This is a genomic window from Aeromonas sp. PrichA-15, from assembly GCF_017939245.1.
GTDB classification, from domain to species: Bacteria; Pseudomonadota; Gammaproteobacteria; order Enterobacterales; family Aeromonadaceae; genus Aeromonas; species Aeromonas caviae.
Map to the genome: position 1 here is coordinate 1 of NZ_JAGKRH010000004.1, position 24,717 is coordinate 24,717.

The following is a 24,717-nucleotide window of genomic DNA, read 5'->3' on the forward strand; positions in this document are numbered from 1 at the left end:
GGCGACCAAACCAAGGTGATCGAGGTTACGGATCGAGATAGCGGGTGCGGCCATGATGATCTACCTGCAAAAGAGAGTAATAGATCAGAACGGCCGATCGCCGTCAAGCACTGAAAATAGCAAAATCAGGTGCGGAATGACGGATCAGGGCTGGCTATCACTCGCGTCATAAAAATGCGGACCCAATAGTCTGCATGTTGCAGGCAAAGGCGCCGGGCTTACGGCATTTCGCTTTGCTCGCAGTGCATGGCAGGCTTAGCCTTGATTGGGTAAATCGGTCTTGCTGTAAAAGACGATGTGAGTAACGTGGGGATCGTTGATCTGTTCCAGAATACCGACCTAGAGTTCATAGGCGAAACCGCCACCAACCTTGAAAAATCGGGCCATAGGGCGTATAACCACGCGCTTGTCAGTGTATTGAGTGAGCTAACTTTTATGCAGCAGAGTGAACCCGTGCAGACCGCCCCCTTTTGGCAGGCGAAGAGCCTGCAGCAGATGACCATGACGGAGTGGGAGTCTCTGTGCGACGGCTGCGGCAAGTGCTGTCTGAACAAGCTGATCGACGAGGACACCGAGGAGCTGGTGTTCACCAACGTGGCCTGCAACCTGCTCAATACCAAGACCTGCCAGTGCTCCGACTACGGCAACCGCTTTAAAAAAGAGCCGGACTGCCTGCAGATCACCCACGACAAGATTGCCGAGTTCAACTGGCTGCCCTCCACCTGCGCCTATCGCCTGCTGGCGGAGGGGCAGGGCCTGCCAGAGTGGCATCCGCTTATCACCGGCAGCCGCAGCGCCATGCACCAGGCTGGCCAGTCGGTGCGCGGCAAGGTAGTGCACGAGGCGCAGGCTGGTGACTGGGCCGACCATATCATTACCTGGGCGAGCTAAGCCTTAATCCGCCGTTTATTGCTTACTACAGGGGCAGGGGAGTGAGACTTCGCTGCCCCTGTTGTTTTTGGGATATAAGGGATGCGTTTTTGTGATAAAGGTAGTGTAAAGTTCTGCTGTGAGATGAACGTAGTGAGGGGGATGAGAAGCCGTCTCTAACGCCGTCTGTATTCGTTCAATCGCTTTTAGACACAAGGGCAGCAGAGTCCACACTCCGCTGCCCTTGTTGCTTTCTGGCGTCTTCTGGCGATGTAGTGTTGTTCTCCTCAGCCTGGCCCTCTCCCAAGGGGAGAGGGAAGGGGGCGGGGGATGTTTTACAGCGTCCGCGACGATAACGTTTCTCTGTTCTGCTGTTCTGCTGTTCTGCTGTTCTGCTGTTCTGCTGTTCTGCTGTTCTGCTGTTCTGCTGTTCTGCTGTTCTGCTGTTCTGCTGTTCTGAGTACCTGAGTACCTGAGTACCTGAGTGCCTGAGTGCCTGAGTGCCGGTGGGCACATCCGTGCATCAAGCGCAGGAGAGGAGTGGAGAGGGGCATCATAGAGAGGGGCGTTAGGAGGCTAACGTCTGGCCGAGCCTGCGGCTCAGAGCCCACGAGCCAGCCGGCCTGGGAGGTGGGAAGCGGCTTGCACACTGCCAAACAGCCATAAAAAAACCGGCGCCTTGGCGCCGGTTTTTGTTCTCCGAGACTCTATTACAGAGAAGCGGTGAAGGTACGGGTGATGACGTCTTGCTGTTGCTCCTTGGTCAAGGAGTTGAAGCGAACGGCATAACCGGATACGCGGATGGTCAACTGCGGATATTTCTCCGGGTTTTCCATGGCGTCCAGCAGCATTTCACGGTTCATCACGTTGACGTTCAGGTGCTGACCACCTTCCAGGTTGGCTTCGTGGTGGAAGTAACCATCCATCAGGCCGGCCAAGTTGGCTTTCTGGGCTTCCATGTCTTTGCCCAGCGCGTTCGGCACGATGGAGAAGGTATAGGAGATACCATCTTTGGCGTAGGCGAACGGCAGCTTGGCAACGGAAGTCAGGGAAGCAACGGCACCCTTCTGATCACGACCGTGCATCGGGTTGGCACCCGGGCCGAACGGCGCACCGGCGCGACGACCATCCGGGGTATTACCGGTCTTCTTGCCGTACACCACGTTGGAGGTGATGGTCAGCACGGACTGGGTAGCCACGGCACCACGGTAGGTGTTCAGCTTCTGAATCTTCTTCATGAAGCGCTCGACCAGGTCGCAGGCGATGTCATCGACGCGAGCGTCGTTGTTGCCGAACTGCGGGTACTCGCCTTCGATTTCGAAGTCGATGGAGACGCCATCGGCATCACGTACCGGCTTGACCTTGGCGTACTTGATGGCAGACAGGGAGTCAGCGGCTACGGACAGACCGGCGATACCACAGGCCATGGTGCGATAGACGTCACGGTCGTGCAGCGCCATCAGGGAGGCTTCGTAGCTGTACTTGTCGTGCATGTAGTGGATGATGTTCAGCGCAGCAACGTATTGCTTGGCCAGCCAGTCCATGAAGTGATCCAGTCTGTCCATCACGTCGTTGTAGTCGAGGTACTCGGAGGTGACCATTTCGGTCTTCGGACCGACCTGGATCTTGAGCTTCTCGTCCATACCGCCGTTGATTGCATACAGCATGGTCTTGGCCAGGTTGGCACGGGCACCGAAGAACTGCATCTGTTTGCCGACGATCATCGGGGACACACAGCAAGCGATGGCGTAGTCATCGTTGTTGAAGTCCGGACGCATCAGGTCGTCGTTTTCGTACTGAACGGAAGAGGTCTCGATGGATACCTTGGCGCAGTACTTCTTGAAACCGACCGGCAGCTTCTCAGACCACAGGATGGTCAGGTTCGGCTCAGGGGACGGGCCCATGGTGTACAGGGTGTTCAGCATACGGAAGCTGTTCTTGGTGACCAGGGTACGGCCATCAACGCCCATACCGGCCAGGGTCTCGGTGGCCCACATCGGGTCGCCGGAGAACAGTGAATCGTATTCCGGGGTACGCAGGAAGCGAACCATACGCAGCTTCATGACCATGTGGTCCATCAGCTCCTGGGCTTCTTGCTCGGTGATCAGGCCTTTTTGCAGGTCACGCTCGATGTATATGTCCAGGAAGCTGGAGGTACGACCGAAGGACATGGCCGCGCCGTTCTGGGACTTGACCGCCGCGAGGTAGGCGAAGTAGGTCCACTGTACGGCTTCTTTGGCGGTCTTGGCCGGTACGGAGATGTCGCAGCCATATTTGGCAGCCATCACCTTCATCTGGGCCAGGGCACGGTGCTGCTCGGAGATCTCTTCGCGCAGACGGATGGTGGCTTCCAGGTTGACACCGTTTTCCAGGTCAGCCTGCAGGGACTTGAACTGGGCCAGTTTGTCGGCCATCAGGAAGTCGATACCGTACAGGGCAACACGACGGTAGTCACCGATGATACGGCCACGGCCGTAGGCATCCGGCAGACCGGTGATGACGCCGGACTTGCGGCAGTTCAGGATGTCTTTGGTGTAGACGTCGAACACGCCCTGGTTGTGAGTCTTGCGGTACTCGGTGAAGATCTTCTCGACCATGGGGTCAAGCTGGCGACCGTACACTTCGCAAGAGGTCTTGACCATCTTGATACCGCCGTTGGCGATGATGGCGCGCTTGAGCGGTTTGTCGGTCTGCAGACCAACGATTTGCTCCAGGCTCTGGTCGATATAGCCGGCATCGTGAGCGGTAATGGTGGAGGGCAGGTCGGTATCAAAATCGACCGGCGCGTGAGTGCGGTTCTCGATCTTGATGCCTTCCATGACCTTGTCCCACAGCTTGGTGGTAGCTTCGGTCGCGCCAGCCAGGAAGGACTCGTCACCTTCATACGGGGTGTAGTTCTTCTGGATGAAGTCACGGGTGTTGACAGAGGTCTGCCATTCACCGGCTGCGAAGCCTTCCCATGCTTTTTGGAACTGTTCGTTAAGTTCTGCCATTTTCATTACCTCTCAAGGTATTTATGTGTCTGCCGCCATCCTTAATGATGGCGACGGAAGATAAACCAGTAAGTCAGCCCAACCATGACGCCACCACCAATGATATTACCGATGGTGACGGGAATGAGGTTGTGCAGGACGAAGTTGGACACGGTCAGGTCGGCAAAGGTCGCCGGATCCTGGCCGATGGCCTGCCAGAATTCCGGGCTCGCGACGCTGTGGATGGCGATACCGACCGGGATCATAAACATGTTTGCAATGCTGTGCTCAAAACCGGAGGCCACGAACATGGCGACGGGGAGCAGCATCACCATCACCTTGTCGGTGGCGCTGCGGGCGCCGAAGGCCATCCACACGGCGAGACACACCATGAGGTTGCAGAGGATGCCAAGGGCCACGGCCTCGAAGAAGGTGTGATGGATCTTGTGCTGGGCCACTTTCATGGCGTTCAGCCCCCACTGACCATCCGCTGCCGTGTATTCCGCCGACATGATGATGAGGCCGACGATGATGAGACCGCCGATGAGGTTGCCGAAGTAGACCAGTCCCCAGTTCTTGAGCAGCTGGGCCCAGCTGATGCGATTGGCCGCCTTGGCTACCAGGGTGAGGGTAGTGGAGGTGAACAGTTCGGCGCCGAGCAGGACGCAGAGGATGAGACCGAGGGAGAAGCAGATGCCGCCCACCAGCTTGGACATGCCCCAGGCCATGCCGCTTGAGCCCGTGGTGACGGTGATATAGAAGACGAAGGCGATGGCGATGAAGGCGCCAGCAGTGATGGCCAGGGGAATGACCTTGTATGCGGGCTTGGTGGCCTTGGCATAGGTAATGTCTTCGGCCAGGGCGGCGATGGCTTCGGGCTTCAGACAATCAAAGGGAGATTCTGCTTTCAATTCTCAGTACCTGCATATTTTGCCTGTGGAAATCATAACAAAGGGGCTGATCCCCAAAATTGACTCCGATCAAGAATTACAGATTGTGAATGTAATTTTACTACAGGATTTTTCGCCATCCGGAAGCGTTTCTTTACACCAGGTTTCAGGTGAAACAGAAATGAGTCTGTTATTAATTTTATGATTTTTAAGAACTTATAAAGGGCGCCCTGAAAAACGTACCGGCAAGGCACCTGTGCAGCCGCACTGCACCATGAGTGCCAAATTAACAACCCCCTAAGAGGTATTTTTTGTCTTTTATTTCATCTTTGTGGCACGGCCAGCCAAAGCGTAGACCATAAAACAGAAGGGGCCATAAGGCCCCTTCGTCACGCTAGCATATCAGTTCCAGGTATGGATTCGTTTGGCTTTTTGCAATTTCTCGTAAGCGGCCAGCAGTTTCTGGTGCAGCGGGAACTGGGAGAGGGAGAGATCGGCGGCTTCCAGACCGTGGAAGCGCGCCTCGCCGCGGGCGTTGGCCCACGCCTGTGCCAGGGTCTCTTCCCCGAACATGCGGGCGAACACCGGGCGGTACTGCTCGGGGTCGCGTTCCTCGTCGAGGAAAAGCTCGACGCAGGCGCGCAGGGCGCGGTAGTAAGCAGCGCGATCCGCCGGGAACACCGACTGGTTGAACTCCATGGTCCAGTCGATGAGGTCGAGGGCGCTCTCCAGGTCGCCAGCGGCCAGCGCCAGCATGGCTTTGAGCTCACCGACGCGCAGGGTGTGCAGGGCAGTGCCCTTGGCGGCGGCGATGCCGAGCAGCTCGCGCACCCGGGTCCGCTCGTCGTGCCCCTCTTCATCCAGCTGGTCGAACAGGGCCATGTACTGCTCTGCGTCCCACTCGAGCGCCGGCAGCGCCAGGATGGTCTCCCGCAGGTGGGCCCCCATGGTGTTGTTGGCCAGCAGCAGATCTTCCACCGGATAGATGTCGGACATGCCGGGCACCAGGATACGGCAGGCGTAGACACCCAGATGCTCGTAGTCGGCGATGTAGACCGGCTGCTCCAGCTCGTGGAAGATGCCGATCAGGTGGTCGAACTCCTCTTGCGAGGTGCCACGGAAGTCCCAGTCGGCAAACTCGAAGTCGGACTCTTCCTTGAACAGATCCCAGCTGATGAGGCCGGAGGAGTCGATGAAGTGGGTCTCCAGGTTGTGGTGATCCGCCACCTGCTCGTTGTCGAACGACGGCGGCACGAAGACGTCCAGATCCTTGAGGCTGCGCCCTTGCAGCAGTTCGGTGACGGTACGCTCGAAGGCGACCTCGAAGCGCGGGTGGGCGCCGAAGGAGGCAAAGCAGGTGCCATTGCTCGGGTTGAGCAGCACCACGCAGATGACCGGATAACGGCCGCCGAGGGAGGCATCGAAGCTGTAGATGGGGAAGCCTTCGGCCTCCAGTGCATCGATGGACGCCTTGATGCCCGGGTAACGGGCGATGACCTCGCCCGGGATCTGGGGCAGGCTGATGGCCTCGGCGATGATCTTGTTCTTCACGTGGCGCTCGAACACCTCCGACAACCCCTGGGTGCGGGCCTCGGTGCGGGTGTTGCCGGCACTCATGCCGTTGGAAACATACAGGTTGCCGACGATGTTCATCGGGATATAGACGGTCTGGTGGTCGGACTGGCGCTCGAAGGGCAGGGCGACGATGCCGCGCTCCTCGTTGCCGGATTGCAGGTCCACCAGCATGTCGGCGGTCACTTCACCGTCCGGGTTGTAGAACTTGCGGGTGAAGGAGTCGAGCAGACCAGTGGGCAGCTGATCCCCCTCGATGGGGAACCACTTCTCGTTCGGGTAGTGGACGAAGTCGCCATTGGCGACCTGCTCGCCCAGGTAGAAGTCGGCGAAGAAGTAGTTGGTGGAGAGACGCTCGAAATACTCGCCAAGGGCGGAGGCGAGCGCCGCCTTCTTGCTGGCACCCTTGCCGTTGGTGAAGCAGAGGGCGCACTCCTTGTCCCGGATGTGCACGGACCAGACGTTGGGCACGGGGTTGAGCCAGGAGGCCTCTTCGATATCAAACCCCAGGGCTTGCAGCTTGGTCTGGAAGCGTTCGATGGAGTCTTCCAGCGCTGCGTCCTTGCCGGGAATAAAAGTGTGGTCGGTCATCACAATGTCCTGATTTTATGGGCTCATGTTTGGACGCAGATAATAGCATGAGTGACGGGGAAAGCGGCCAGGGCAATGGTGTGGGCTTGCCCAGGTCTGCATTGGATGGGCGGGGTGTGGCAGTGGGGCCGGGCGGTGCGCTGCGGGGCGGCGATTTTTCATGGGAAAGAGGGTTGGGTCATCAGTTTTACTTAACATAATTAAGATAAAGTAAATTTTATTATGACCCTGTGCCCTTCATCATGGCGTCAACCGTTGGCGGGGGAAGGAAAAGAGGGGAACGCCCGTGCCCGTTCCGCCGCCCCGTCTTGATGAACCTTGACCAGGAGTGCTGAATGTTCCCGATGATCCCCCGTATCGACCCCGAGATAGCCAGGTTGGCGCCGGGCTTTTGTGCCCTCAGCATCGTGGTGGAAGCCGCCCCCGTGATTGACACTCTGGTGGGGGAGCGGGCCCTGGCCCGGGCATGTGCGGCCCTTGGCACCGACGAGGCTCCTTGGGCCCTTGAACATCTGGCCGCCTGGGATCAGGTGTTCAAGGGGTTTGGCGCCAAGCCTGCCCGCACGCCCTGCTCGGCCCAGGCACTGCGCAAGCGGGTGCTGCGCGATGGCGTCTTGCCTGCCATCGATCCCGTTGTCGATCTCTACAACGCCATCAGCATCGAGTATGCCATTCCCGTGGGCGGGGAGGATCTGGCGGCCTATGTGGGAGCGCCGCGCCTGGTGATTGCCGATGGCAGCGAATGCTTTGACACCCTCAAAGAAGGGCTGCCAACCCAGGAGGCACCGGCTCCCGGAGAGGTGGTGTGGCGGGACGATCTCGGCGTCACCTGTCGCCGCTGGAACTGGCGCCAGGGGATCCGCACTCGCCTGAGCCTCTCTTCCCCCCGGATGTGGTTCATTCTGGAGTGTCTGCCGCCGATGCCGCGCACAGCCTTGTGGGAGGCCGGCGACAGGCTGATTGCCGGTCTTACGCAGATGATGCCTGGGGCCCGCATCGAGCAGACGCTGGTGGAGTGATTGAAGGAGCAGACGAAAAGATAAAAGGAGGCGCCCCATGCTCGCCCGGGCGGTCATGGGGCGGATCTTGCTCGCCATCACGCGCCATGCCACGTCTGTGCCACCCGCCTTTCCCCACCGCCTGCGAACACATCAGCAAGCAGAGGAACACAGCAACATGCCGGGCTGACATCGCCCCCTGGAGCTTGCCACGTCGGGGCCGGTGTACCCGGCCCTTTCAGCGCACCTAACCGATGAACTTCAACCCCAGAATGCCAACGATGATGAGCAGCAGGCAGAGCACCCGGGCCAGGGTGGCCGGTTCGTTGAACAGCCAGATCCCCATCAGCACGGTGCCGACCGCGCCGATGCCGGTCCAGACCGCATAGGCGGTGCCAAGGGGCAGCTGTTTGACCGCCATGGCGAGCAGCAGCACGCTCACGGCCATGGCGATCAGGGTCAGCAGGGTGGGGAGGGGACGGCTGAAACCGTCGGTGTATTTGAGGCCGATGGCCCAGGCGACCTCGAACAGGCCGGCCAACAGCAATAGCAACCAGGACATAAGGCAGATATTCCGCAGGAAGCAGGGTCGTCCCTGCGTATCAGGAGGCCTCGGGGCCGTCCCCGAGGGGCAGCGGGGCTGCCGATCGGTCTCAATGATGCCCCAAGTTGTAGCGGGATGCCAACCGGCTGGCCGCAGGTCGGCCAGGCCGACGGATATTGCAGCGAACGGCACAGAATATTGCGCAATTCGACTTGCGCCCGCCGTCACAATCCGTAATGTGGACAGACGCATTTTTTGCAACTCATATATTGTGAATCCCTTGTAAACGGCTGGCGCCAAGGCAGGGGGTCACGGGTACCACACACGATTTCTATAAGCAGCTATCCAGGGTAGGACATTATGAAAAAAGTAGGTTTGGTCGGTTGGCGTGGCATGGTGGGTTCGGTGTTGATGAGTCGGATGCAGGAAGAGAAGGATTTTGCCCGCATTCAACCCACCTTCTTCACCACCTCCCAGGCCGGTGAGGCCGCCCCCAATTTTGGCGTCGATGCCGGCACCCTGCAGGACGCCTTCGATCTCGAGGCGCTGGCCGCACAGGACGTCATCATCACCGCCCAGGGCGGCGACTACACCAAGGATGTCTATCCGCGCCTGAAAGCCGCCGGCTGGCAGGGCTACTGGATTGACGCCGCCTCCTCCCTGCGCATGGAGAAGGACGCCGTTATCATCCTGGATCCGGTCAACGGCGACGTCATCGAAGATGCCCTGAACAACGGCATCAAGACCTTCGTTGGCGGCAACTGCACCGTCAGCCTGATGCTGCTGGCCCTGGGTGGCCTGTTCAAGGCCGATCTGGTGGAGTGGGTGAGCGTGGCCACCTATCAGGCGGCCTCCGGTGGTGGTGCCCGCCATATGCGCGAGCTGGTCACCCAGATGGGCATGCTGCGGGATGAAGTGGCGGTGGAGCTGGCGGATCCCGCCTCCGCCATCCTCGACATCGAGCGCAAGATCACCGAGAAGACCCGCTCCGGCACCCTGCCGGTGGACAATTTCGGTGTGCCGCTGGCCGGTGGCCTCATCCCCTGGATCGACACCAAGCTCGACAACGGCCAGAGCCGTGAAGAGTGGAAGGGCCAGGCCGAGACCAACAAGATCCTGGGTATCGAAAACGCCGCCATTCCGGTGGATGGTCTGTGCGTGCGGATCGGGGCCCTGCGCTGCCACAGCCAGGCCTTCACCATCAAGCTGAAAAAAGATGTGCCCTTGGCCGAGATCGAAGCCCTGCTGGCCGCCCACAACGACTGGGTCAAGGTGATCCCCAACGATCGCGACATCACCGCCCGCGAGCTGACCCCGGCTGCCGTTACTGGCACCCTCAGCATCCCGGTGGGTCGTCTGCGCAAGCTCAATATGGGTCCGGAGTACCTGGCCGCCTTTACCGTGGGTGACCAGTTGCTGTGGGGCGCCGCCGAGCCGCTGCGCCGCATGCTCAACATCCTGCTGGCCCGCTGAGGTAGCGGCAGCAGGGAACAAGGAAGGCCTGGCCTTTCTTGTTCCCCTCTTCGTGCCTGTCCATAAAAAAGCGGCATCCCTTGGGATGCCGCTTTTTAATTTATCCAGTTTGACTCTTAGATGTTCTGTGCTTCGTTTGGCACGATGACAGAGGCATGATTTCCTTTCGGCCCCTGCTGCAGTTCAAAGTTGACTGCCTGACCTGCTTTCAAGGTCTTGTAACCTTCCATTTGAATCGTGGAGTAGTGAGCGAAGATGTCTTCACCACCGCCTTCCGGACAGATAAACCCAAATCCTTTTGCGTTGTTGAACCACTTGACTGTTCCGGTTGCCATACATCTACATCCTTTTATTGATTACCCTGAAGTCGTTGAGTAACCTGCGCCAGCCTTATATAACTAGGGCATGACCCCGTAGCAGACGGGCGCCGATTAGCAAGTAACCAATCTAGTCCAACTTTTAAGCGAGTCAAGAAGTTGTTAACAACCGATGTGATCTGGTTAACAAGTCTATTGACAATCTTGAGCGACACGGTAGTAATCTAGAGGTACCAAAGCGCAACTATGAGCAAGCAGAAAGAACTCTTTGCTAATGAAGAGATTGCAGAGGCAGAGAAAACGAAGCTGCAACCGCCACCCATGTACAAGGTCGTCCTGAACAACGACGACTACACACCGATGGAGTTCGTGGTGGAGGTGCTGCAAAGGTTCTTTGGTATGGATCTGGAGAAGGCCACTCAGGTGATGCTGAGCGTGCATTATAGTGGTAAGGGAGTCTGCGGCACATTTACCGCCGAGATTGCCGAGACCAAAGTGGTCCAGGTCAACACCTATTCACGTAACAACGAACATCCACTGCTATGTACCATGGAAAAGGCTTGAATCTGATGACTTGATGACTTGATGACTTGATGGCGATAACGACACCGCATTGTTGCTGTACTGAGGGGAGGTGCCTATGTTGAACAAAGATCTAGAAAAGACGCTGAACGAGGCTTTCAAGCTGGCCCGTGACGAGCGCCACGAATTCATGACCGTCGAGCACCTGTTGTTGGCCCTGCTGGATAACAGCTCAGCCCATGAGGCGCTGAGTTCATGTGGTGCGGATGTGGAACAGATGCGCAAAGAGATCCGCGCCTTCATCAATCAAACGACCCCGCTCATCCCCCGTGACGACGAAGACAGGGAAACCCAGCCGACGCTGGGCTTCCAGCGCGTGCTGCAACGTGCCGTCTTCCATGTCCAGTCGTCCGGCAATACCGAGGTGAGCGGTGCCAATGTCCTGGTCGCCATCTTCAGCGAACAAGAGTCCCAGGCCGCCTACTTCCTGAAAAAAGCCGAAATAAGCCGCCTGGATGTGGTGAACTTCCTGTCCCACGGGGTGCGCAAGGACAACAAGCCCGAGAGTGGTGGCAACAATGCGGAATCTGATGACGAGGTATCCTCTGCCCAGATAGAAAGCTTTGCCACCAACCTCAACCAGCTGGTGCTGGAGGGGCGCATCGATCCGCTCATCGGCCGTGATCAGGAGCTCAATCGCACCATTCAGGTATTGTGCCGCCGTCGCAAGAACAACCCCTTGCTGGTCGGGGAAGCCGGCGTGGGCAAGACCGCCATCGCCGAAGGGCTTGCCTACCGTATCGTCAAGGGGGATGTGCCCGAGGTGATTGCGGGTAGCACCATCTACTCCCTGGACATGGGCTCCCTGCTGGCGGGCACCAAGTATCGTGGTGACTTCGAGAAGCGCCTCAAGGTGCTGCTCAAGCAGATTGAACGTCAGGAGGGGGCCATCCTCTTCATCGACGAGATCCACACCATCATTGGCGCTGGTGCGGCTTCCGGTGGCCAGCTGGATGCGGCCAACCTCATCAAGCCGCTGCTCTCCAATGGTTTGCTGCGCTGCGTGGGCTCCACCACCTACCAGGAATATGCCCAGATCTTCGAGAAGGACAGGGCCCTTGCTCGCCGCTTCCAGAAGATCGACATCGTCGAACCCACAGTAGACGACACCACTCGCATTCTGATGGGACTCAAGAGCCGTTATGAGTCTCACCATGGCGTGCGTTACACCGTCAAGGCGATCCGGGCGGCGGTGGAGCTCTCCGCCAAGTACATCAATGATCGCCATCTGCCTGACAAGGCCATCGACGTCATCGACGAAGCGGGTGCAGGGCAACGCCTCTTGCCCGTCAGCAAGCGCAAGAAGGTGATCAATGTGCCGGAAATCGAGGCCATTGTTGCCAAGATTGCCCGTATTCCCGAGAAATCTGTCTCCTCCTCCGACAAGGAGGTGCTGAAGAACCTGGAGCGCAATCTCAAGATGGTGGTGTTCGGGCAGGACAAGGCCATCGAGGTGCTGACCGATGCCATTCGGTTGTCACGTTCAGGGCTTGGCAACGAACGCCGACCTGTGGGCTGCTTCCTGTTTGCCGGCCCGACCGGGGTGGGCAAGACCGAAGTGACCCAGCAACTTGGCAAGGCGCTCGGGGTCGAGGTATTGCGATTTGACATGTCGGAATACATGGAACGCCATACCGTGTCCCGGTTGATCGGGGCTCCTCCCGGTTACGTGGGATTCGAGCAGGGAGGGCTGTTGACCGACTCCGTCCTCAAGCATCCGCACTCCGTCGTGCTGCTTGACGAGATCGAGAAGGCGCACCCGGATGTCTTCAACTTGCTGCTGCAGGTGATGGACAACGGTACCCTGACGGACAACAACGGGCGCAAGGCAGATTTTCGCAATGTGATCCTGGTGATGACCACCAACGCAGGGGTTCAGGAGACCCAGCGCAAGTCCATCGGTTTCCAGCAGCAGGACATGAGCCACGATGCCATGGCGGTGATTAACAAGACGTTCAGTCCGGAGTTCCGCAACCGGCTCGATCACACCATCTGGTTCAACCATCTCGACATGAGAGTGATCCATCAGGTGGTCGACAAGTTCATCGTCGAGTTGCAGGTTCAGCTGGATGCCAAGGGCGTTTCACTGGAGGTGTCTGAAGAGGCGCGCCACTGGTTGGCAGAGAAAGGGTATGACAGGGCAATGGGGGCAAGACCCATGGGCCGGGTCATTCAGGAGCACCTCAAGAAGCCCCTGGCCAACGAGATCCTGTTCGGTTCCCTGGTCGATGGCGGCATCGTGAAGGTCGAGCTGGTGAACAACAGCCTCAGCTTTGATTTTCAGGTCAACGTTGAAGCTGTCTCTCACTGACTGTGAGCAAGGCCGGAAATGACAAAAAACCCCAACCGAGAGGCTGGGGTTTTTTGCTGAATTCCTGGCTTAGCGAGAGCGGAAAACAATACGTCCCTTGGAGAGATCGTACGGAGTCAGAGCCACCGTTACTTTGTCCCCAGTCAGGATACGGATGTAGTTTTTGCGCATCTTGCCGGAAATATGAGCGATAACCACGTGACCATTTTCCAGTTCCACACGGAACATGGTATTGGGCAAGGTTTCGAGAATGGTACCCTGCATCTCAATACTGTCTTCTTTAGCCATTGAATCCTCTTGATAAGCCACAACAAAAAACCGCTGGATCATGCCGGATTTAAGGCTATGTGTAAAGTTTACTCGGGCTTGGTGTCGATTTTTTTCCATTCGCCCTGTACCAGCAGCTCATGGGGCAGGTATTGGCGCTTGTAATTCATCTTGCGGCACTCCTCCACCAGATACCCCAGATAGAGCCACTGACGACCGGTACGTCTGGCCAGTTCCAACTGGCTCAGGATGGCGAAGGTGCCGAGCGACCGGTCGGCATAGTCGGGGTCGAAGAAGGTGTACATGGCGCTCAGAGAGTGGGGAAGCAGGTCCGTGGTGGCCACGCCGATGAGGCGTCCCTCCTTGCGCATCTCCAGATAGAGGGGGGGCATCCAGTCGCAGTGCAGGAACCCCTTGTATTGGGTCCGGCTCGGTGGATACATGCTGCCATCCCGATGGCGCTCACGGATATAGCGTTCATAGAGCTGGTAATACTCGGGCTTGTCGTCATAGCTCAGTACGAGTTCGAGATCCCGGTTCAACTGGCGGATGCGTTTCTGCCCACGACTCGGGATGAAGCGTTCACTGTGTATGCGCAAGGATTGGCAGGCGCTGCAGGCGGGGCAGTGAGGACGATAGATGTCGTTGCCACTGCGCCGGAATCCTGCCGTCAGCAGCCGTTCGTACCCGGCGGCGTTGAGCAGTTCATGGTCCATCAGGACCAGCAACTGCTCCTGCTCGTGACCGAGGTAGCTGCACGGGTGCCTGGGGGTCAGCCCGACCTTGAGGATCACTTCTTCACTCATAGGCTGATTCTCCTCGGTTGCCAGCATCCCTCTTGCAACGGTTGCCGGGTCAGGGTGGCCAGGGTGGTCAGAAAGCGCTGCCTTGGCCACTCCTGGACGCCCAGCGTGGCCAGAAAGTCGTTTTGCATCTGGCAGTCGATGAGGGCACCGCCGTGCCCTGCAAAGTGGCGACAGAGGGCCACCATGGCCAGTTTGGCGCCATTGTCGATGCGGCTGAACATGGATTCACCACAAAAGAGTCGACCCAGGGAGAGACCATAGAGGCCTGCCTGCAACTGATCATCCTGCCAGATCTCGATGGAGTGGGCATGACCGAGGCGATGAAGGCGCCGATAGGCGTCGATCATGGGGGCACTTATCCAGGTGCCGCTGGCGGTGCGACGGGGGGCGGCGCAGGCTGCAATGACGTCATCAAAGGCGCGATTGATGTAAATCTCGAAGGGGGTGCGGCGCAAACACTTCTGCAGGCTGCGGCCGATGTGGAGTTCCTCGGGCACGATGACTCCCCTGGGATCCGGTGACCACCACAGCAGTGGCTGATGGGGTTCATTCCACGGAAAGATCCCGCTGTGGTAAGCTGCCAGCAATCGAGTGGGGGAGAGATCTCCCCCAATCGCGAGCAGCCCGTTGGGCTCTTCCAGCGCATGGCTGGGGGAGGGAAACCAGCACAGCTCATCATCCAGTTCGGTAAGATAGCGAGACATAAGGCAGAGGTTCATAGATGAAGGCCATTATCCTGATAGTATCCAGCTTGCTTGGCTTTGTCACGGCACCGGCCTGGAGTGCGGTGTATGAACGCAACACGGCGCGTCCGGTGGAGCAGGTGGTCTTCGGCCAGGTGGATGCGGTGCGCAACATCACCCAGCGCCAGATGGTGGAATCAGAGCATTCCGGCTGGAAAACTCTGGGAGGGGCCGTGCTTGGCGGGCTGCTCGGCAACCAGTTTGGCGGTGGGCACGGGCGGGAGATTGCCACTGCGGTCGGGGCACTGGCGGGAGCGGCGGCGGTGCAGCAGTTTCAGTCAGGGGGCAGCGTGGTGGAGAACAAGCTGGTGGAGCTGCTGATCCGCAACGAGCAGAATGGGCTCATCAACGTGATCCAGGATTACGATCCGGCCATGGTCTTTGCGCAGGGCGACAAGGTACGCATCCTCTATTTCAACGATGGAGTGCGGGTCGACAAGACCTATTGAACGGTGAAGAAGGGATTGACCCGGCGGCCGCCACACAAGGGGCGCCGGGCGGTACTACACGGAGTGTCTCTGCTGATGCTTGCTCAGACGTCCTGACAGACTATCTTGTCTCGCCCGGTATTCTTTGCCTGATACAACTGGCGATCTGCCTCGCTCAGCGCCTCGTCCATGGAGAGCCGCCCGACATTGATGACGCCGAAACTGGCGCGTACAAAGAGCGATATCTCCCGCGACAGCGGTTGCTGGCGCATTTGCAGACGAAGCCCTTCCAGTCGCTTGAGCAGCACGGGAACGGGGCAGTGGGGCACCATCAGGGCAAATTCTTCACCACCGAATCGGGCTATCATGGCATCCGGGAAGAACTGGGTGAGCAGCCTGGCCAGATGACAGAGCAGCTGATCGCCGATGGCATGCCCCCAGTGATCATTGACCTGCTTGAAGTGATCCACATCGAGCACGCACAGGGAGAGCTGCGCCTGATGGCGCTGATGCTCCTCGAACCACTTTTGACCCTCGTTGAACCAGTAGCGTCTGTTGTAAAGTCCGGTCAGGTAGTCTCGGTTGGCCGATTCCTGGATGTTGTTGAACTGCTCAAGGGCCTCCAGGTTGTGGCTGACCCGGCACTGCAGCTCCTCGGGTTCAAAGGGCTGATTGAGAAAATCATTCGCCCCTTGCTTGAGGTAGCGTGCCGAGAGGCCGTGTTTGTCCGACACCGAGATGCCGATGATGGCGAGCTGCTGCTTGCTGTAGCGCTCGCGCAGCATTCGCACCAGGCTGATGCCGTCGATCTCCGGCATGTAGTAGTCCACCAGCATCAGGCGAATGGCGGGGTGCTGCTCGAGCTGCGCCAGCGCATCGCGGGCTGAATTGGCCTCGTGCACCTGCAACAACTGCTTGCGCAACTGGGCCGCGGTACGGTGACGGGAGGTGCGTGAATCGTCGACCACCAAGACTTCGATGGCCTGGTTGAGGTAGAGGCGGTGCACCAGACCGACGGCATATTGCAGGGAGTGACGTGAATCCTTCATCACATAGTCCAGCACCCCGGCTTCCAGCCAGGCTTCCCGCTTCTCTTCGCTGATGTCGGCCGTCAGGATCACCACCGGCAACCCACGCTCCCTCAGCACATTGACAGCTTCTCCGCTGGGGGCGTCCGGCAGGGTGAGATCCACCAGGGCGACCACATAATCTTCCCCATGGCAATCGCGAGCCCCTTCAAGGGTATCGAAGGCGTCGATTTCCAGCCCGGTCTGCTGCGCAATGGCCTGGGTCAGCATGCGGCGTACCGTCAGGCTGTCTTCCACTATCATTATTTTTCGTTTCATCCTGCTCCTTGCAATAAAAAAGGGCATGCCAACTGGCATGCCCTTTATATCCTTCCGATTATTGTGCGTCCAGATATCGCTCTGCATCGAGGGCGGCCATGCAGCCGGTCCCTGCGGAGGTGATCGCCTGGCGGTAGACGTGATCGGCCACGTCGCCGGCGGCGAACACGCCCGGGATGCTGGTCTGGGTTGCGAACCCTTCCAGTCCGCCACGCACCTTCAGATAGCCGTTTTCCATCGCCAGCTGCCCTTCGAAGATCTGGGTGTTGGGCTGGTGACCGATGGCGATGAAGACCCCCATCAGCGGCAGCTCGGAGGTGGTGTCATCCCGGGTGCTGCGCAGGCGCACGCCGGTGACGCCCATGTCGTCACCCAGTACTTCGTCCAGGGTCTGATGGGTGTGCAGGACGATATTGCCGCTCTTGACCTTGTCGTTGAGGCGCTTGATCAGGATCTTCTCGGCGCGGAACTCGTCGCGGCGATGGATGAGGTGCACCTTCTTGGCGATGTTGGCCAGATAGAGAGCCTCTTCCACGGCGGTGTTGCCGCCACCGACCACGGCCACTTCCTGGTTGCGGTAGAAGAAGCCGTCACAGGTGGCGCAGGCGGAGACGCCGCGGCCCTTGAAGGCCTCTTCTGAGGGCAGACCCAGGTATTTGGCGGAGGCGCCGGTGGCGAGGATCAGCGCATCGCAGGTGTATTCCCCGTTGTCGCCCTTGAGGCGGAAGGGACGCTCGGTCAGCGTCACTTCATTGATGTGATCAAAGAGGATGCGGGTATCGAACTTCTCTGCATGCTCTTTCATGCGCTCCATCAGGGCCGGGCCGGTCAGCCCTTCCGCGTCCCCTGGCCAGTTTTCCACTTCGGTGGTGGTGGTCAGCTGACCACCTTGCTGCATGCCGGTGATGAGCAGGGGATTGAGGTTGGCGCGAGCGGCATAGACGGCCGCAGTGTAACCTGCCGGACCGGATCCCAGGATCAGCAGTTTGCTGTGAGTGACTTGGCTCATGATGTGATTTCCGAGACGTGATGAGTTTGCGCGATTGTAGGTAATTCGTGATCCGTGGTCAAAGGCCAGCGCATCGATTGGGGCAATCGCCAACAAGAGGGGTGAGCCGGGGATGGCAGGCATAAAAAAACCGCCCATCGCGGGCGGATTTTCACTCATCTACCTCCCTTTGCAGGGACGCGATCAGTTCAGCAGGGTCAGGGGATCCGTGTAAGCCAGATTGTGGGCCACGGCAACCTCCTTGCAGGTGATTTTGCCCGCCATCACGTTCAGGCCGTGCAACAGGTGGGGATCGGCGAGCAGAGCGTTGCGATAGCCCTGTTCGGCCAGCTTGATGATGAAGGGGAGGGTGGCGTTGTTCAGGGCCACGGTGGAGGTCCGCGCCACGGCACCCGGCATGTTGGCCACGCAGTAGTGCACCACCTCGTCGACGATGAAGGTGGGATCTTCATGGGTGGTGGCATGGGAGGTCTCGACACAGCCGCCCTGGTCGATGGCCACGTCCACGATGGCCGCACCGGGTTTCATGCGAGCAATGTGGTCACGGCTGACAAGTTTTGGCGCAGTGGCGCCAGGCACCAGCACGCCGCCGATGACCAGGTCCGCCGCCAGCAGATGGCGCTCCAGGGTCTCGCGGTTGGAGTAGACCACCTTGGCAGCCCCCTGGAACTCGCTGTCGAGACGGCGCAGGGTATCGACGTTGTTGTCGAGGATGGTGACGTCGGCACGCAGGCCGACGGCCATGCGGGCTGCGTTGGAGCCCACCACACCACCACCGATGATCACCACCTTGGCCGGTTCCACACCGGGCACACCACCGAGCAGCACGCCGCTGCCGCCACGGGATTTCTCCAGTGCCTGGGCACCGGCCTGAATAGACATGCGTCCGGCCACTTCCGACATGGGGGCCAGCAGGGGCAGACCGCCACGACCGTCTGTGACGGTTTCATAGGCGATGCAGACGGCACCACTGTCGATGAGATCCTGGGTCTGGGCCAGGTCCGGCGCCAGATGCAGATAGGTAAAGAGGGTCTGGCCAGGACGCAGCATGGCCCGTTCCACTGCCTGGGGTTCCTTGACCTTGACGATCATCTCCGCCTTGGCGAAAACTTCGGCAGCGGAGGCCAGGATCTCGGCTCCGGCAGCCAGATAATCTGCGTCACTGAACCCAATGCCATTTCCTGCGCCGCTTTGGACGAAAACAGTATGGTTTCGTGCTGTCAGTTCACGTACACTGGCCGGAACCATGCCTACGCGATATTCATGGTTTTTTATTTCCTTAGGTACACCGATAATCATGCTATCCCTCGTCTATCGATTGGTGGTTTATGTTGCCTAGATGTTAAGCGATATTTGCGCCTAGTATATTCAGGTATTGACAGGATTTGTGACCATTATTATAAAGTGACTGGTGATTCTTACCAAAAAATAGCCAAAGGATGGAATTAAATGATGGAAGCTAAGAGTCGGCTAAAGGATTTGGACAGGATTGACCGCAACATTCTGAATGAACTGCAAAAGGATGGCAGGATTTCGAACGTTGAGTTGTCCAAACGAGTTGGCCTGAGTCCCACACCGTGTCTGGAACGGGTTCGTCGCCTGGAGCGACAAGGGTATATCGAAGGATATGCCGCCATTCTGAACCCTCATTATCTGGACGCGTCTCTGCTGGTGTTCGTGGAAATTACCCTCAATCGTGGCGCCCCCGATGTGTTCGAGCAGTTCAACAAGGCTGTTCAGGTGCTCGAAGAGATCCAGGAGTGCCATCTGGTGTCCGGTGATTTCGACTATCTGCTCAAGACCCGCGTCAGCGACATGTCCGCTTACCGCCGCCTGCTGGGTGAAACCCTGCTGCGTCTGCCGGGCGTGAACGACACCCGCACCTACGTGGTGATGGAAGAGGTCAAACAGAGCAGTCGTCTGGTGATCAGCACCCGATAAGCGGGGTTGTGCTGTGACTTGCAAGTTCCATGACGAGTCACGATAGTCAGAAACGAGCGGCCGGTCCGCTCGTTTCTTCTTATAGAGAGTTTCAGGCCCGCCCTCAGGCACTGGCTGACAATCGGTGGGCTTTTCAGGGATACTAGGCCCCCTATCCCCGCATTCATGTTTTCACAAAGGAGCCGGAGTTTGGCCGATAAAAAGCTGTTTACTCCTTTATCAGGTACACAACGGATCTTCGAGGCCGTCTTGATCGCCATCACCTTGATGGCTGCCTATCTTTTGCTTGCCCTGCTGACCTACCATCCCGCCGATCCCGGCTGGTCGCAAACCTCCTGGCAAGGGGAGGTGAAAAACCTCGCGGGCAGCGCCGGTGCCTGGCTCGCCGACATCACCATGTTTACCTTCGGGGCCTTCTCCTATCTGGTGCCCCCTCTGGTGGTGCTGCTTGGCTGGAGCCTGTTCTGGCGCCCGAGCAAGCTGCTGGAAGTGGATTACCTCACCCTGTCGGTACGGATCATCGGCTTCGTGCTGACGGTGCTTGGCATGTCCGCCATCGCCAGCATGAACTTCAACGACTTGCAGAACTTTTCCGCCGGCGGCCTGGTGGGGGATGTGATCGCCTCCGCCGTGGTGCCGCTGTTTGGCGGCGTGGGGGCCAACCTGATGCTGCTCTGCTTCGTGGCGACCGGCATCACCCTCTTTACCGGCTGGTCCTGGCTCACCATTGTCGAGCGCATCGGTGCCGCCTGCACCGGCTCAGTCAGCGCCATCTACCATTTCCCCACCACCCTGGGCCGCTGGCTCACCGGTGGCTGGCGCCAGCCCCGCTATGAGGGGCCGGATCCCCTGCTGGAAGGGGGCGTGGGCAGCTTCGATCAGGAAGAGGATGACGAAGACCCCCACGGCAGCTGGACACGCAACCCCAAGGCGAAGAATCGCGCTCAAAAGACAAAAGCTGACGAATGGCTGCCGGAGCTTGACGAAGACACCTTCCAGTTCGATCCGCAGTTTGACGACGAAGAGGACGAGGCTCCGGCGCCTGCCGCCAAGGGCAAGCGCGTGGCCAATGGCCGTCCGCGTCCCGCCGTGCGCCAGGAAGAAGATGACCTCGACTTGCCCTGGGCGGAGGGGGATGACGAACCCGATGCTCCCGTTGCCGCTGCGCCGGTGAAAGCCAAGCGCCGTCCCCAGCCCGGTCTGGCCCCTTTACCGAGCATCGATCTGTTGGACAGGCCGCCCGCCAAGACCCAGATGATGAGCAAGGACGAGCTGGAGCGCATGGGCCGGCTGGTGGAGGCGAAGCTCGCCGATTACAACGTGCAGGCCAAGGTGGTGGGCGTCTATCCCGGTCCCGTCATTACCCGCTTCGAACTGGACCTGGCGCCGGGCATGAAGGCGAGCAAGATCACCAATCTTTCCCGGGATCTCGCCCGTTCTCTCTCTGCCAGCAGCGTGCGGGTGGTGGAGGTGATCCCGGGCAAGACGTTCGTCGGGATCGAGCTGCCCAACCGGGTACGCCAGACCGTCTACCTGCGGGAAACCCTCGACTGCGAGGCGTTCGCGGCCAGCCGCAATCCGCTCACCATGGGGCTGGGTCAGGACATCGCGGGGGAACCCGTGGTGGTGAACCTCGCCAAGATGCCTCACCTGCTGGTGGCCGGTACCACGGGCTCGGGCAAGTCGGTGGGGGTGAACACCATGATCATCTCCATGCTCTACAAATCCTCCCCCGAGGATCTGCGCTTCATCATGATCGACCCCAAGATGCTGGAGCTCTCGGTCTATGAAGGCATTCCGCATCTGCTGACCGAGGTGGTCACCGACATGAAGGATGCCGCCAACGCCCTGCGCTGGTGCGTAGGCGAGATGGAGCGTCGTTACAAGCTGATGTCCGCGGTCGGGGTGCGCAACCTCAAGGGGTACAACGACAAGGTGTTGGCCGCCATCGAGGCGGGGGATCCCCTGGTCGACCCCCTGTGGCGTCCGGGCGACTCCATGGATCAGATGCCGCCGGAGCTGGAAAAACTGCCCCACATCGTGGTGGTGGTGGACGAGTTCGCCGACATGATGATGATCGTCGGCAAGAAGGTTGAGGAGCTTATCGCCCGTATCGCCCAGAAGGCGCGTGCGGCCGGTATTCACCTTATCCTCGCGACCCAGCGTCCGTCGGTGGATGTCATTACCGGCCTCATCAAGGCCAACATCCCGACCCGTATCTCCTTCCAGGTGTCGAGCAAGATCGATTCGCGCACCATCCTGGACCAGGGGGGCGCCGAATCCCTGCTCGGCATGGGTGACATGCTCTACATGCCTGCCGGCACCTCCAACCCCACCCGTGTCCACGGTGCCTTCGTCGATGACCACGAGGTACACAAGGTGGTGGCGGACTGGAAACTGCGTGGCGAGCCGGATTACATCGACGAGATCCTCTCCGGCGAGTCGGACGGCGAGGGCGGCGGTGGCGACTTCGACGGGGGCGGCGATGAAGAGCTCGATCCCCTGTTCGACGAGGCGGTGGCCTTCGTGGTGGAATCCCGCCGTGGCTCCACCTCCAGCGTCCAGCGCAAGTTCAAGATCGGTTACAACCGGGCGGCCCGTCTCATCGAGCAGATGGAAAACCAGGGCATCGTCAGCGCCCCGGGCGGCAACGGCCAGCGCGACGTGCTGGCACCGCCGCCGGTTCGTGACTAAGCCTAACTCCTGTATCATTCTGGCCATGCCCTCTGCGGGCGTGGCCTTTTATCGAGAACCTCCCTATGAAGAGCCTGATGAAAAAACAACTATTGATGGGTTCCATTCTGCTGGTCGCCAGCAGCCAGGTATGGGCCGATGCGGCCAGTGATCTCAAGGAGAAGCTCTCCTCCGTCAATCTCTTCTCCGCGACATTTGCCCAGACCGTTTATGACAGCAAGGGCAAGGAGCTGCAAAAGGCGAGCGGCTCCCTGCTGGTGCAGCGACCCAACCGCTTCAACTGGCACACTACCTCCCCGGACGAGAGCCTGATCGTGGCCGATGGCAAGGATGTGTGGGTGTACGACCCCTTCGTCGAGCAGGTCACCGCCCTCAAGATGAAGGATGCGGTGCTCAACACCCCCTTCGTGCTCATCGCGGGCAACGACAACAGCCTCTGGAAGAACTATGACGTGACCCAGGAAGGGGATGTCTATACCGTCACCAGCCGCAACAAGGACGAGCTGATCGCCTCCTTTCGCATCACCTTCGACCGTCAGAACAACATCAGTCGCTTCGACGTGAAAGAGGCCCAGGGCCAGTGGAGCGAGTTCACCCTGAGCAGCTTCAACCGCAAACCGGTGCTCAAGGGCAACGAATTTGTCTTCAAGATCCCGAAGGGGGTCGAGCTGGACGACCAGCGCTGATGAGCCAGCCGTTACCGGCGTTATCGTCTGACCGGGCGTCATGGACGACCGGTCAGATGCAAGGTCAATGCAGATGAGCAATTTATCCCTGGATTTCTCCTCGGACTTTCGTCCGCTGGCGGCCCGGATGAGGCCGCAAACCCTCGAGCAGTACATCGGCCAGCAGCATATCCTGGGGCCGGACAAGCCCCTGCGAAAAGCGATCCTGGCGGGGCACTGCCACTCCATGATCCTCTGGGGCCCCCCCGGCACCGGCAAGACCACGCTGGCAGAACTGGTTGCCCACTACTGCCAGGCGGAGGTGGAGCGGCTCTCGGCGGTCACCTCCGGCATCAAGGAGATCCGCGCCGCCCTCGACAAGGCGAAGGAGAACGGCTGGCGCGGGGTGCGCACCATCCTGTTCGTGGATGAAGTCCACCGCTTCAACAAGAGCCAGCAGGATGTCTTCCTGCCCCACATCGAAGACGGCACCATCACCTTCATCGGCGCCACCACCGAGAACCCCTCGTTCGAGCTCAACAATGCGCTGCTCTCCCGGGCCCGGGTCTATCTGCTCAAGAGGCTGGAGGAGCAGGACATCCTCGCCATGATCGATCAGGCGATGCAGGACCCGCGCGGCCTCAATGACCCTAGCCTGCGCTTTGCCCCCGGGGCCAAGGAGGCGCTGGCGAAAGCCGTGGACGGGGACGGGCGCAAGTCTCTGAACTATCTGGAGCTCCTTGCCGACATGGCCGAGGCCGACAGCTCAGGGGCGCGGGTGATCGACAGTACCCTGCTCGCCGCCGTGGTGGGGGAGCACGTGGCCCGTTTCGACAAGGGCGGCGATCACTTCTACGACCTCATCTCGGCGGTGCACAAGTCCATTCGCGGCTCGGCGCCGGATGCGGCCCTCTACTGGTATGCCCGCATGGTGAGCGCCGGCTGCGATCCCCTCTACATCGCCCGCCGCTTGCTGGCCATTGCCTCGGAAGATGTGGGCAACGCCGATCCCCGTGCCATGCAGGTGGCGCTCTCGGCCTGGGACTGCTTCCATCGCATCGGTCCGGCGGAAGGGGAGCGGGCCATCGCCCAGGCCATCGTCTACCTCGCCTGCGCCCCCAAGAGCAATGCGGTCTACACCGCCTGGAAGGCGGCGCTTCACGACGCCAAGAACCTGCCGGACTTCGAGGTGCCGCCGCACCTTCGCAATGCCCCTACCAAGCTCATGAGCGAGCTGGGCTACGGCGCCGAGTATCGCTACGCCCACGACGAGCCGGGGGCCTATGCCGCCGGCGAGCAGTACTTCCCCCCGGAGCTTGCCGGCAAGCAGTACTATCAGCCCACCGAGCGGGGGCTTGAGAAGCAGATAGCCCAGAAGCTCGACTATCTGCATGAGCTGGACAAGCAGAGCCCGCGCAAGCGATAGGAAAGACCTTCAGGTTCCTTGCCCGGAAAAGGGCACGGCCAGGGCATCAGGGGAGGGGGTTCCCGGCAAAAACGGGCGCAATAGTCCCTGTTCGGGCGGGGGGGCGGTCTGCTACACTGCCCGTCTGACCCCGGTTGTCTTGGCCTTGCACCATCTTCTTGATTTCGAAGGCCCGATTCCGAAGGCAAAGGGGTGCGCCAACCGATGTTAACTTCCGGATCTGTTTCCCAACCCGGTCACGATGACCCGGGCCCAGATCCCATTAAAAAAGT

The 24,717-nt window shown here is 59.5% G+C and carries 21 protein-coding genes; 10 read left to right on the forward strand and 11 right to left on the reverse strand.

Translation table 11 applies throughout. The annotated features are described in order from the left end of the window. The first annotated feature begins 435 nt into the window (after window positions 1-435). Complete coding sequence (locus J9889_RS00970; RefSeq protein WP_010674503.1) at window positions 436-891, forward strand: YcgN family cysteine cluster protein; 456 nt, start codon at window positions 436-438, stop codon at window positions 889-891. A gap of 689 nt (window positions 892-1,580) precedes the next feature. Here J9889_RS00970 and pflB read toward each other — a convergent pair. The 3 genes from pflB to ycaO all read right to left on the reverse strand — a co-directional run bounded on the left by pflB (window position 1,581) and on the right by ycaO (window position 6,895). After that, entirely contained in the window at window positions 1,581-3,863 is a 2,283-nt protein-coding gene (gene pflB / locus J9889_RS00975) for a formate C-acetyltransferase (protein WP_010674504.1), read from the reverse strand. A 41-nt stretch (window positions 3,864-3,904) separates the two neighbouring features. After that, window positions 3,905-4,753 carry a formate transporter FocA gene (focA, locus tag J9889_RS00980; protein WP_010674505.1) on the reverse strand — a complete coding sequence of 283 codons (849 nt, stop codon included), beginning with the start codon at window positions 4,751-4,753 and terminating at the stop codon, window positions 3,905-3,907. A gap of 381 nt (window positions 4,754-5,134) precedes the next feature. After that, entirely contained in the window at window positions 5,135-6,895 is a 1,761-nt protein-coding gene (ycaO, locus tag J9889_RS00985) for a 30S ribosomal protein S12 methylthiotransferase accessory factor YcaO (RefSeq protein WP_048207529.1), read from the reverse strand. A 335-nt stretch (window positions 6,896-7,230) separates the two neighbouring features. Between ycaO and J9889_RS00990 the strand changes: the two genes are divergently transcribed. Continuing rightward, a complete protein-coding gene (locus tag J9889_RS00990) occupies window positions 7,231-7,914 on the forward strand; it encodes a B3/4 domain-containing protein (RefSeq protein WP_039039002.1) in 684 nt (227 codons plus the stop codon). Window positions 7,915-8,140: 226 nt separating this feature from the next. On the opposite strand, the gene sugE is transcribed toward J9889_RS00990, so the two are convergent. Further along, the gene (gene sugE / locus J9889_RS00995) at window positions 8,141-8,455 is read right to left on the reverse strand and encodes a quaternary ammonium compound efflux SMR transporter SugE (RefSeq protein ID WP_041215293.1); all 315 of its coding nucleotides are present in this window, start codon (window positions 8,453-8,455) and stop codon (window positions 8,141-8,143) included. 342 nt (window positions 8,456-8,797) lie between these two features. On the opposite strand from sugE, the gene asd reads away from it, so the two are divergent. Continuing rightward, complete coding sequence (gene asd, locus J9889_RS01000; RefSeq protein WP_042016283.1) at window positions 8,798-9,910, forward strand: aspartate-semialdehyde dehydrogenase; 1,113 nt, start codon at window positions 8,798-8,800, stop codon at window positions 9,908-9,910. A gap of 116 nt (window positions 9,911-10,026) precedes the next feature. On the opposite strand, the gene cspD is transcribed toward asd, so the two are convergent. After that, window positions 10,027-10,245, reverse strand: a complete 219-nt coding sequence (gene cspD, locus J9889_RS01005) for a cold shock-like protein CspD (protein ID WP_010674510.1) — start codon at window positions 10,243-10,245, stop codon at window positions 10,027-10,029. A 228-nt stretch (window positions 10,246-10,473) separates the two neighbouring features. Between cspD and clpS the strand changes: the two genes are divergently transcribed. Together clpS and clpA are read left to right on the forward strand one after the other, a co-directional pair. Continuing rightward, a complete protein-coding gene (clpS, locus tag J9889_RS01010) occupies window positions 10,474-10,791 on the forward strand; it encodes an ATP-dependent Clp protease adapter ClpS (protein WP_005325410.1) in 318 nt (105 codons plus the stop codon). A 76-nt stretch (window positions 10,792-10,867) separates the two neighbouring features. Next, window positions 10,868-13,120 (forward strand): ATP-dependent Clp protease ATP-binding subunit ClpA, encoded by a 2,253-nt coding sequence (gene clpA / locus J9889_RS01015; RefSeq protein ID WP_128273140.1) that lies wholly within the window; start codon window positions 10,868-10,870, stop codon window positions 13,118-13,120. A gap of 69 nt (window positions 13,121-13,189) precedes the next feature. Here clpA and infA read toward each other — a convergent pair whose 3' ends face one another. The 3 genes from infA to aat all read right to left on the reverse strand — a co-directional run bounded on the left by infA (window position 13,190) and on the right by aat (window position 14,897). Further along, window positions 13,190-13,408 (reverse strand): translation initiation factor IF-1, encoded by a 219-nt coding sequence (infA, locus tag J9889_RS01020; RefSeq protein ID WP_005300033.1) that lies wholly within the window; start codon window positions 13,406-13,408, stop codon window positions 13,190-13,192. A 68-nt stretch (window positions 13,409-13,476) separates the two neighbouring features. Then, on the reverse strand, window positions 13,477-14,193 hold the full coding sequence (locus J9889_RS01025) for an arginyltransferase (RefSeq protein ID WP_045524744.1): 717 nt from the start codon (window positions 14,191-14,193) through the stop codon (window positions 13,477-13,479). Further along, window positions 14,190-14,897, reverse strand: a complete 708-nt coding sequence (gene aat / locus J9889_RS01030) for a leucyl/phenylalanyl-tRNA--protein transferase (RefSeq protein ID WP_029314435.1) — start codon at window positions 14,895-14,897, stop codon at window positions 14,190-14,192. The genes J9889_RS01025 and aat overlap by 4 nt, the downstream gene beginning before the upstream one ends. Window positions 14,898-14,914: 17 nt before the next feature. On the opposite strand from aat, the gene J9889_RS01035 reads away from it, so the two are divergent. Beyond that, window positions 14,915-15,385 (forward strand): glycine zipper 2TM domain-containing protein, encoded by a 471-nt coding sequence (locus J9889_RS01035; RefSeq protein WP_010674514.1) that lies wholly within the window; start codon window positions 14,915-14,917, stop codon window positions 15,383-15,385. Window positions 15,386-15,468: 83 nt separating this feature from the next. Here the strand turns inward: J9889_RS01035 and J9889_RS01040 are convergent, their stop codons facing one another. The 3 genes from J9889_RS01040 to ald all read right to left on the reverse strand — a co-directional run bounded on the left by J9889_RS01040 (window position 15,469) and on the right by ald (window position 19,018). Continuing rightward, complete coding sequence (locus tag J9889_RS01040) at window positions 15,469-16,710, reverse strand: diguanylate cyclase (protein WP_052815246.1); 1,242 nt, start codon at window positions 16,708-16,710, stop codon at window positions 15,469-15,471. Window positions 16,711-16,768: 58 nt separating this feature from the next. Further along, entirely contained in the window at window positions 16,769-17,719 is a 951-nt protein-coding gene (trxB, locus tag J9889_RS01045) for a thioredoxin-disulfide reductase (RefSeq protein ID WP_104452880.1), read from the reverse strand. Between the two features lie 183 nt (window positions 17,720-17,902). Then, on the reverse strand, window positions 17,903-19,018 hold the full coding sequence (gene ald / locus J9889_RS01050) for an alanine dehydrogenase (RefSeq protein ID WP_010674517.1): 1,116 nt from the start codon (window positions 19,016-19,018) through the stop codon (window positions 17,903-17,905). A 150-nt stretch (window positions 19,019-19,168) separates the two neighbouring features. Here ald and lrp point away from each other — a divergent pair, with 150 nt between their 5' ends. The 4 genes from lrp (at window position 19,169) to J9889_RS01070 (ending at window position 24,445) form a co-directional block, all read left to right on the forward strand. Beyond that, window positions 19,169-19,660, forward strand: coding sequence for a leucine-responsive transcriptional regulator Lrp (gene lrp, locus J9889_RS01055; protein ID WP_005300047.1), 492 nt, complete (start codon window positions 19,169-19,171; stop codon window positions 19,658-19,660). 189 nt (window positions 19,661-19,849) lie between these two features. Then, window positions 19,850-22,354 (forward strand): DNA translocase FtsK 4TM domain-containing protein, encoded by a 2,505-nt coding sequence (locus J9889_RS01060; RefSeq protein WP_210555828.1) that lies wholly within the window; start codon window positions 19,850-19,852, stop codon window positions 22,352-22,354. Between the two features lie 77 nt (window positions 22,355-22,431). After that, window positions 22,432-23,040: an outer membrane lipoprotein chaperone LolA gene (gene lolA, locus J9889_RS01065; protein ID WP_041211573.1), complete on the forward strand. Its 609-nt coding sequence runs from the start codon at window positions 22,432-22,434 to the stop codon at window positions 23,038-23,040. A gap of 67 nt (window positions 23,041-23,107) precedes the next feature. Next, entirely contained in the window at window positions 23,108-24,445 is a 1,338-nt protein-coding gene (locus J9889_RS01070) for a replication-associated recombination protein A (RefSeq protein ID WP_041211365.1), read from the forward strand. Window positions 24,446-24,717 lie beyond the last annotated feature (272 nt).

Coding starts and splice junctions, on each gene's coding strand:
- clpS (WP_005325410.1), top strand. CDS start 10,474: ATGAGCAAGCAGAAAGAACTCTTTGCTAATGAAGAGATTGCAGAGGCA.
- ycaO (WP_048207529.1), bottom strand. CDS start 6,895: ATGACCGACCACACTTTTATTCCCGGCAAGGACGCAGCGCTGGAAGAC.
- trxB (WP_104452880.1), bottom strand. CDS start 17,719: ATGAGCCAAGTCACTCACAGCAAACTGCTGATCCTGGGATCCGGTCCG.
- asd (WP_042016283.1), top strand. CDS start 8,798: ATGAAAAAAGTAGGTTTGGTCGGTTGGCGTGGCATGGTGGGTTCGGTG.
- J9889_RS00970 (WP_010674503.1), top strand. CDS start 436: ATGCAGCAGAGTGAACCCGTGCAGACCGCCCCCTTTTGGCAGGCGAAG.
- J9889_RS01070 (WP_041211365.1), top strand. CDS start 23,108: ATGCAGATGAGCAATTTATCCCTGGATTTCTCCTCGGACTTTCGTCCG.
- J9889_RS01040 (WP_052815246.1), bottom strand. CDS start 16,710: ATGAAACGAAAAATAATGATAGTGGAAGACAGCCTGACGGTACGCCGC.
- infA (WP_005300033.1), bottom strand. CDS start 13,408: ATGGCTAAAGAAGACAGTATTGAGATGCAGGGTACCATTCTCGAAACC.
- J9889_RS01035 (WP_010674514.1), top strand. CDS start 14,915: ATGAAGGCCATTATCCTGATAGTATCCAGCTTGCTTGGCTTTGTCACG.
- cspD (WP_010674510.1), bottom strand. CDS start 10,245: ATGGCAACCGGAACAGTCAAGTGGTTCAACAACGCAAAAGGATTTGGG.
- ald (WP_010674517.1), bottom strand. CDS start 19,018: ATGATTATCGGTGTACCTAAGGAAATAAAAAACCATGAATATCGCGTA.
- pflB (WP_010674504.1), bottom strand. CDS start 3,863: ATGGCAGAACTTAACGAACAGTTCCAAAAAGCATGGGAAGGCTTCGCA.
- clpA (WP_128273140.1), top strand. CDS start 10,868: ATGTTGAACAAAGATCTAGAAAAGACGCTGAACGAGGCTTTCAAGCTG.
- aat (WP_029314435.1), bottom strand. CDS start 14,897: ATGTCTCGCTATCTTACCGAACTGGATGATGAGCTGTGCTGGTTTCCC.
- J9889_RS01025 (WP_045524744.1), bottom strand. CDS start 14,193: ATGAGTGAAGAAGTGATCCTCAAGGTCGGGCTGACCCCCAGGCACCCG.
- lrp (WP_005300047.1), top strand. CDS start 19,169: ATGATGGAAGCTAAGAGTCGGCTAAAGGATTTGGACAGGATTGACCGC.
- J9889_RS00990 (WP_039039002.1), top strand. CDS start 7,231: ATGTTCCCGATGATCCCCCGTATCGACCCCGAGATAGCCAGGTTGGCG.
- sugE (WP_041215293.1), bottom strand. CDS start 8,455: ATGTCCTGGTTGCTATTGCTGTTGGCCGGCCTGTTCGAGGTCGCCTGG.
- lolA (WP_041211573.1), top strand. CDS start 22,432: ATGAAAAAACAACTATTGATGGGTTCCATTCTGCTGGTCGCCAGCAGC.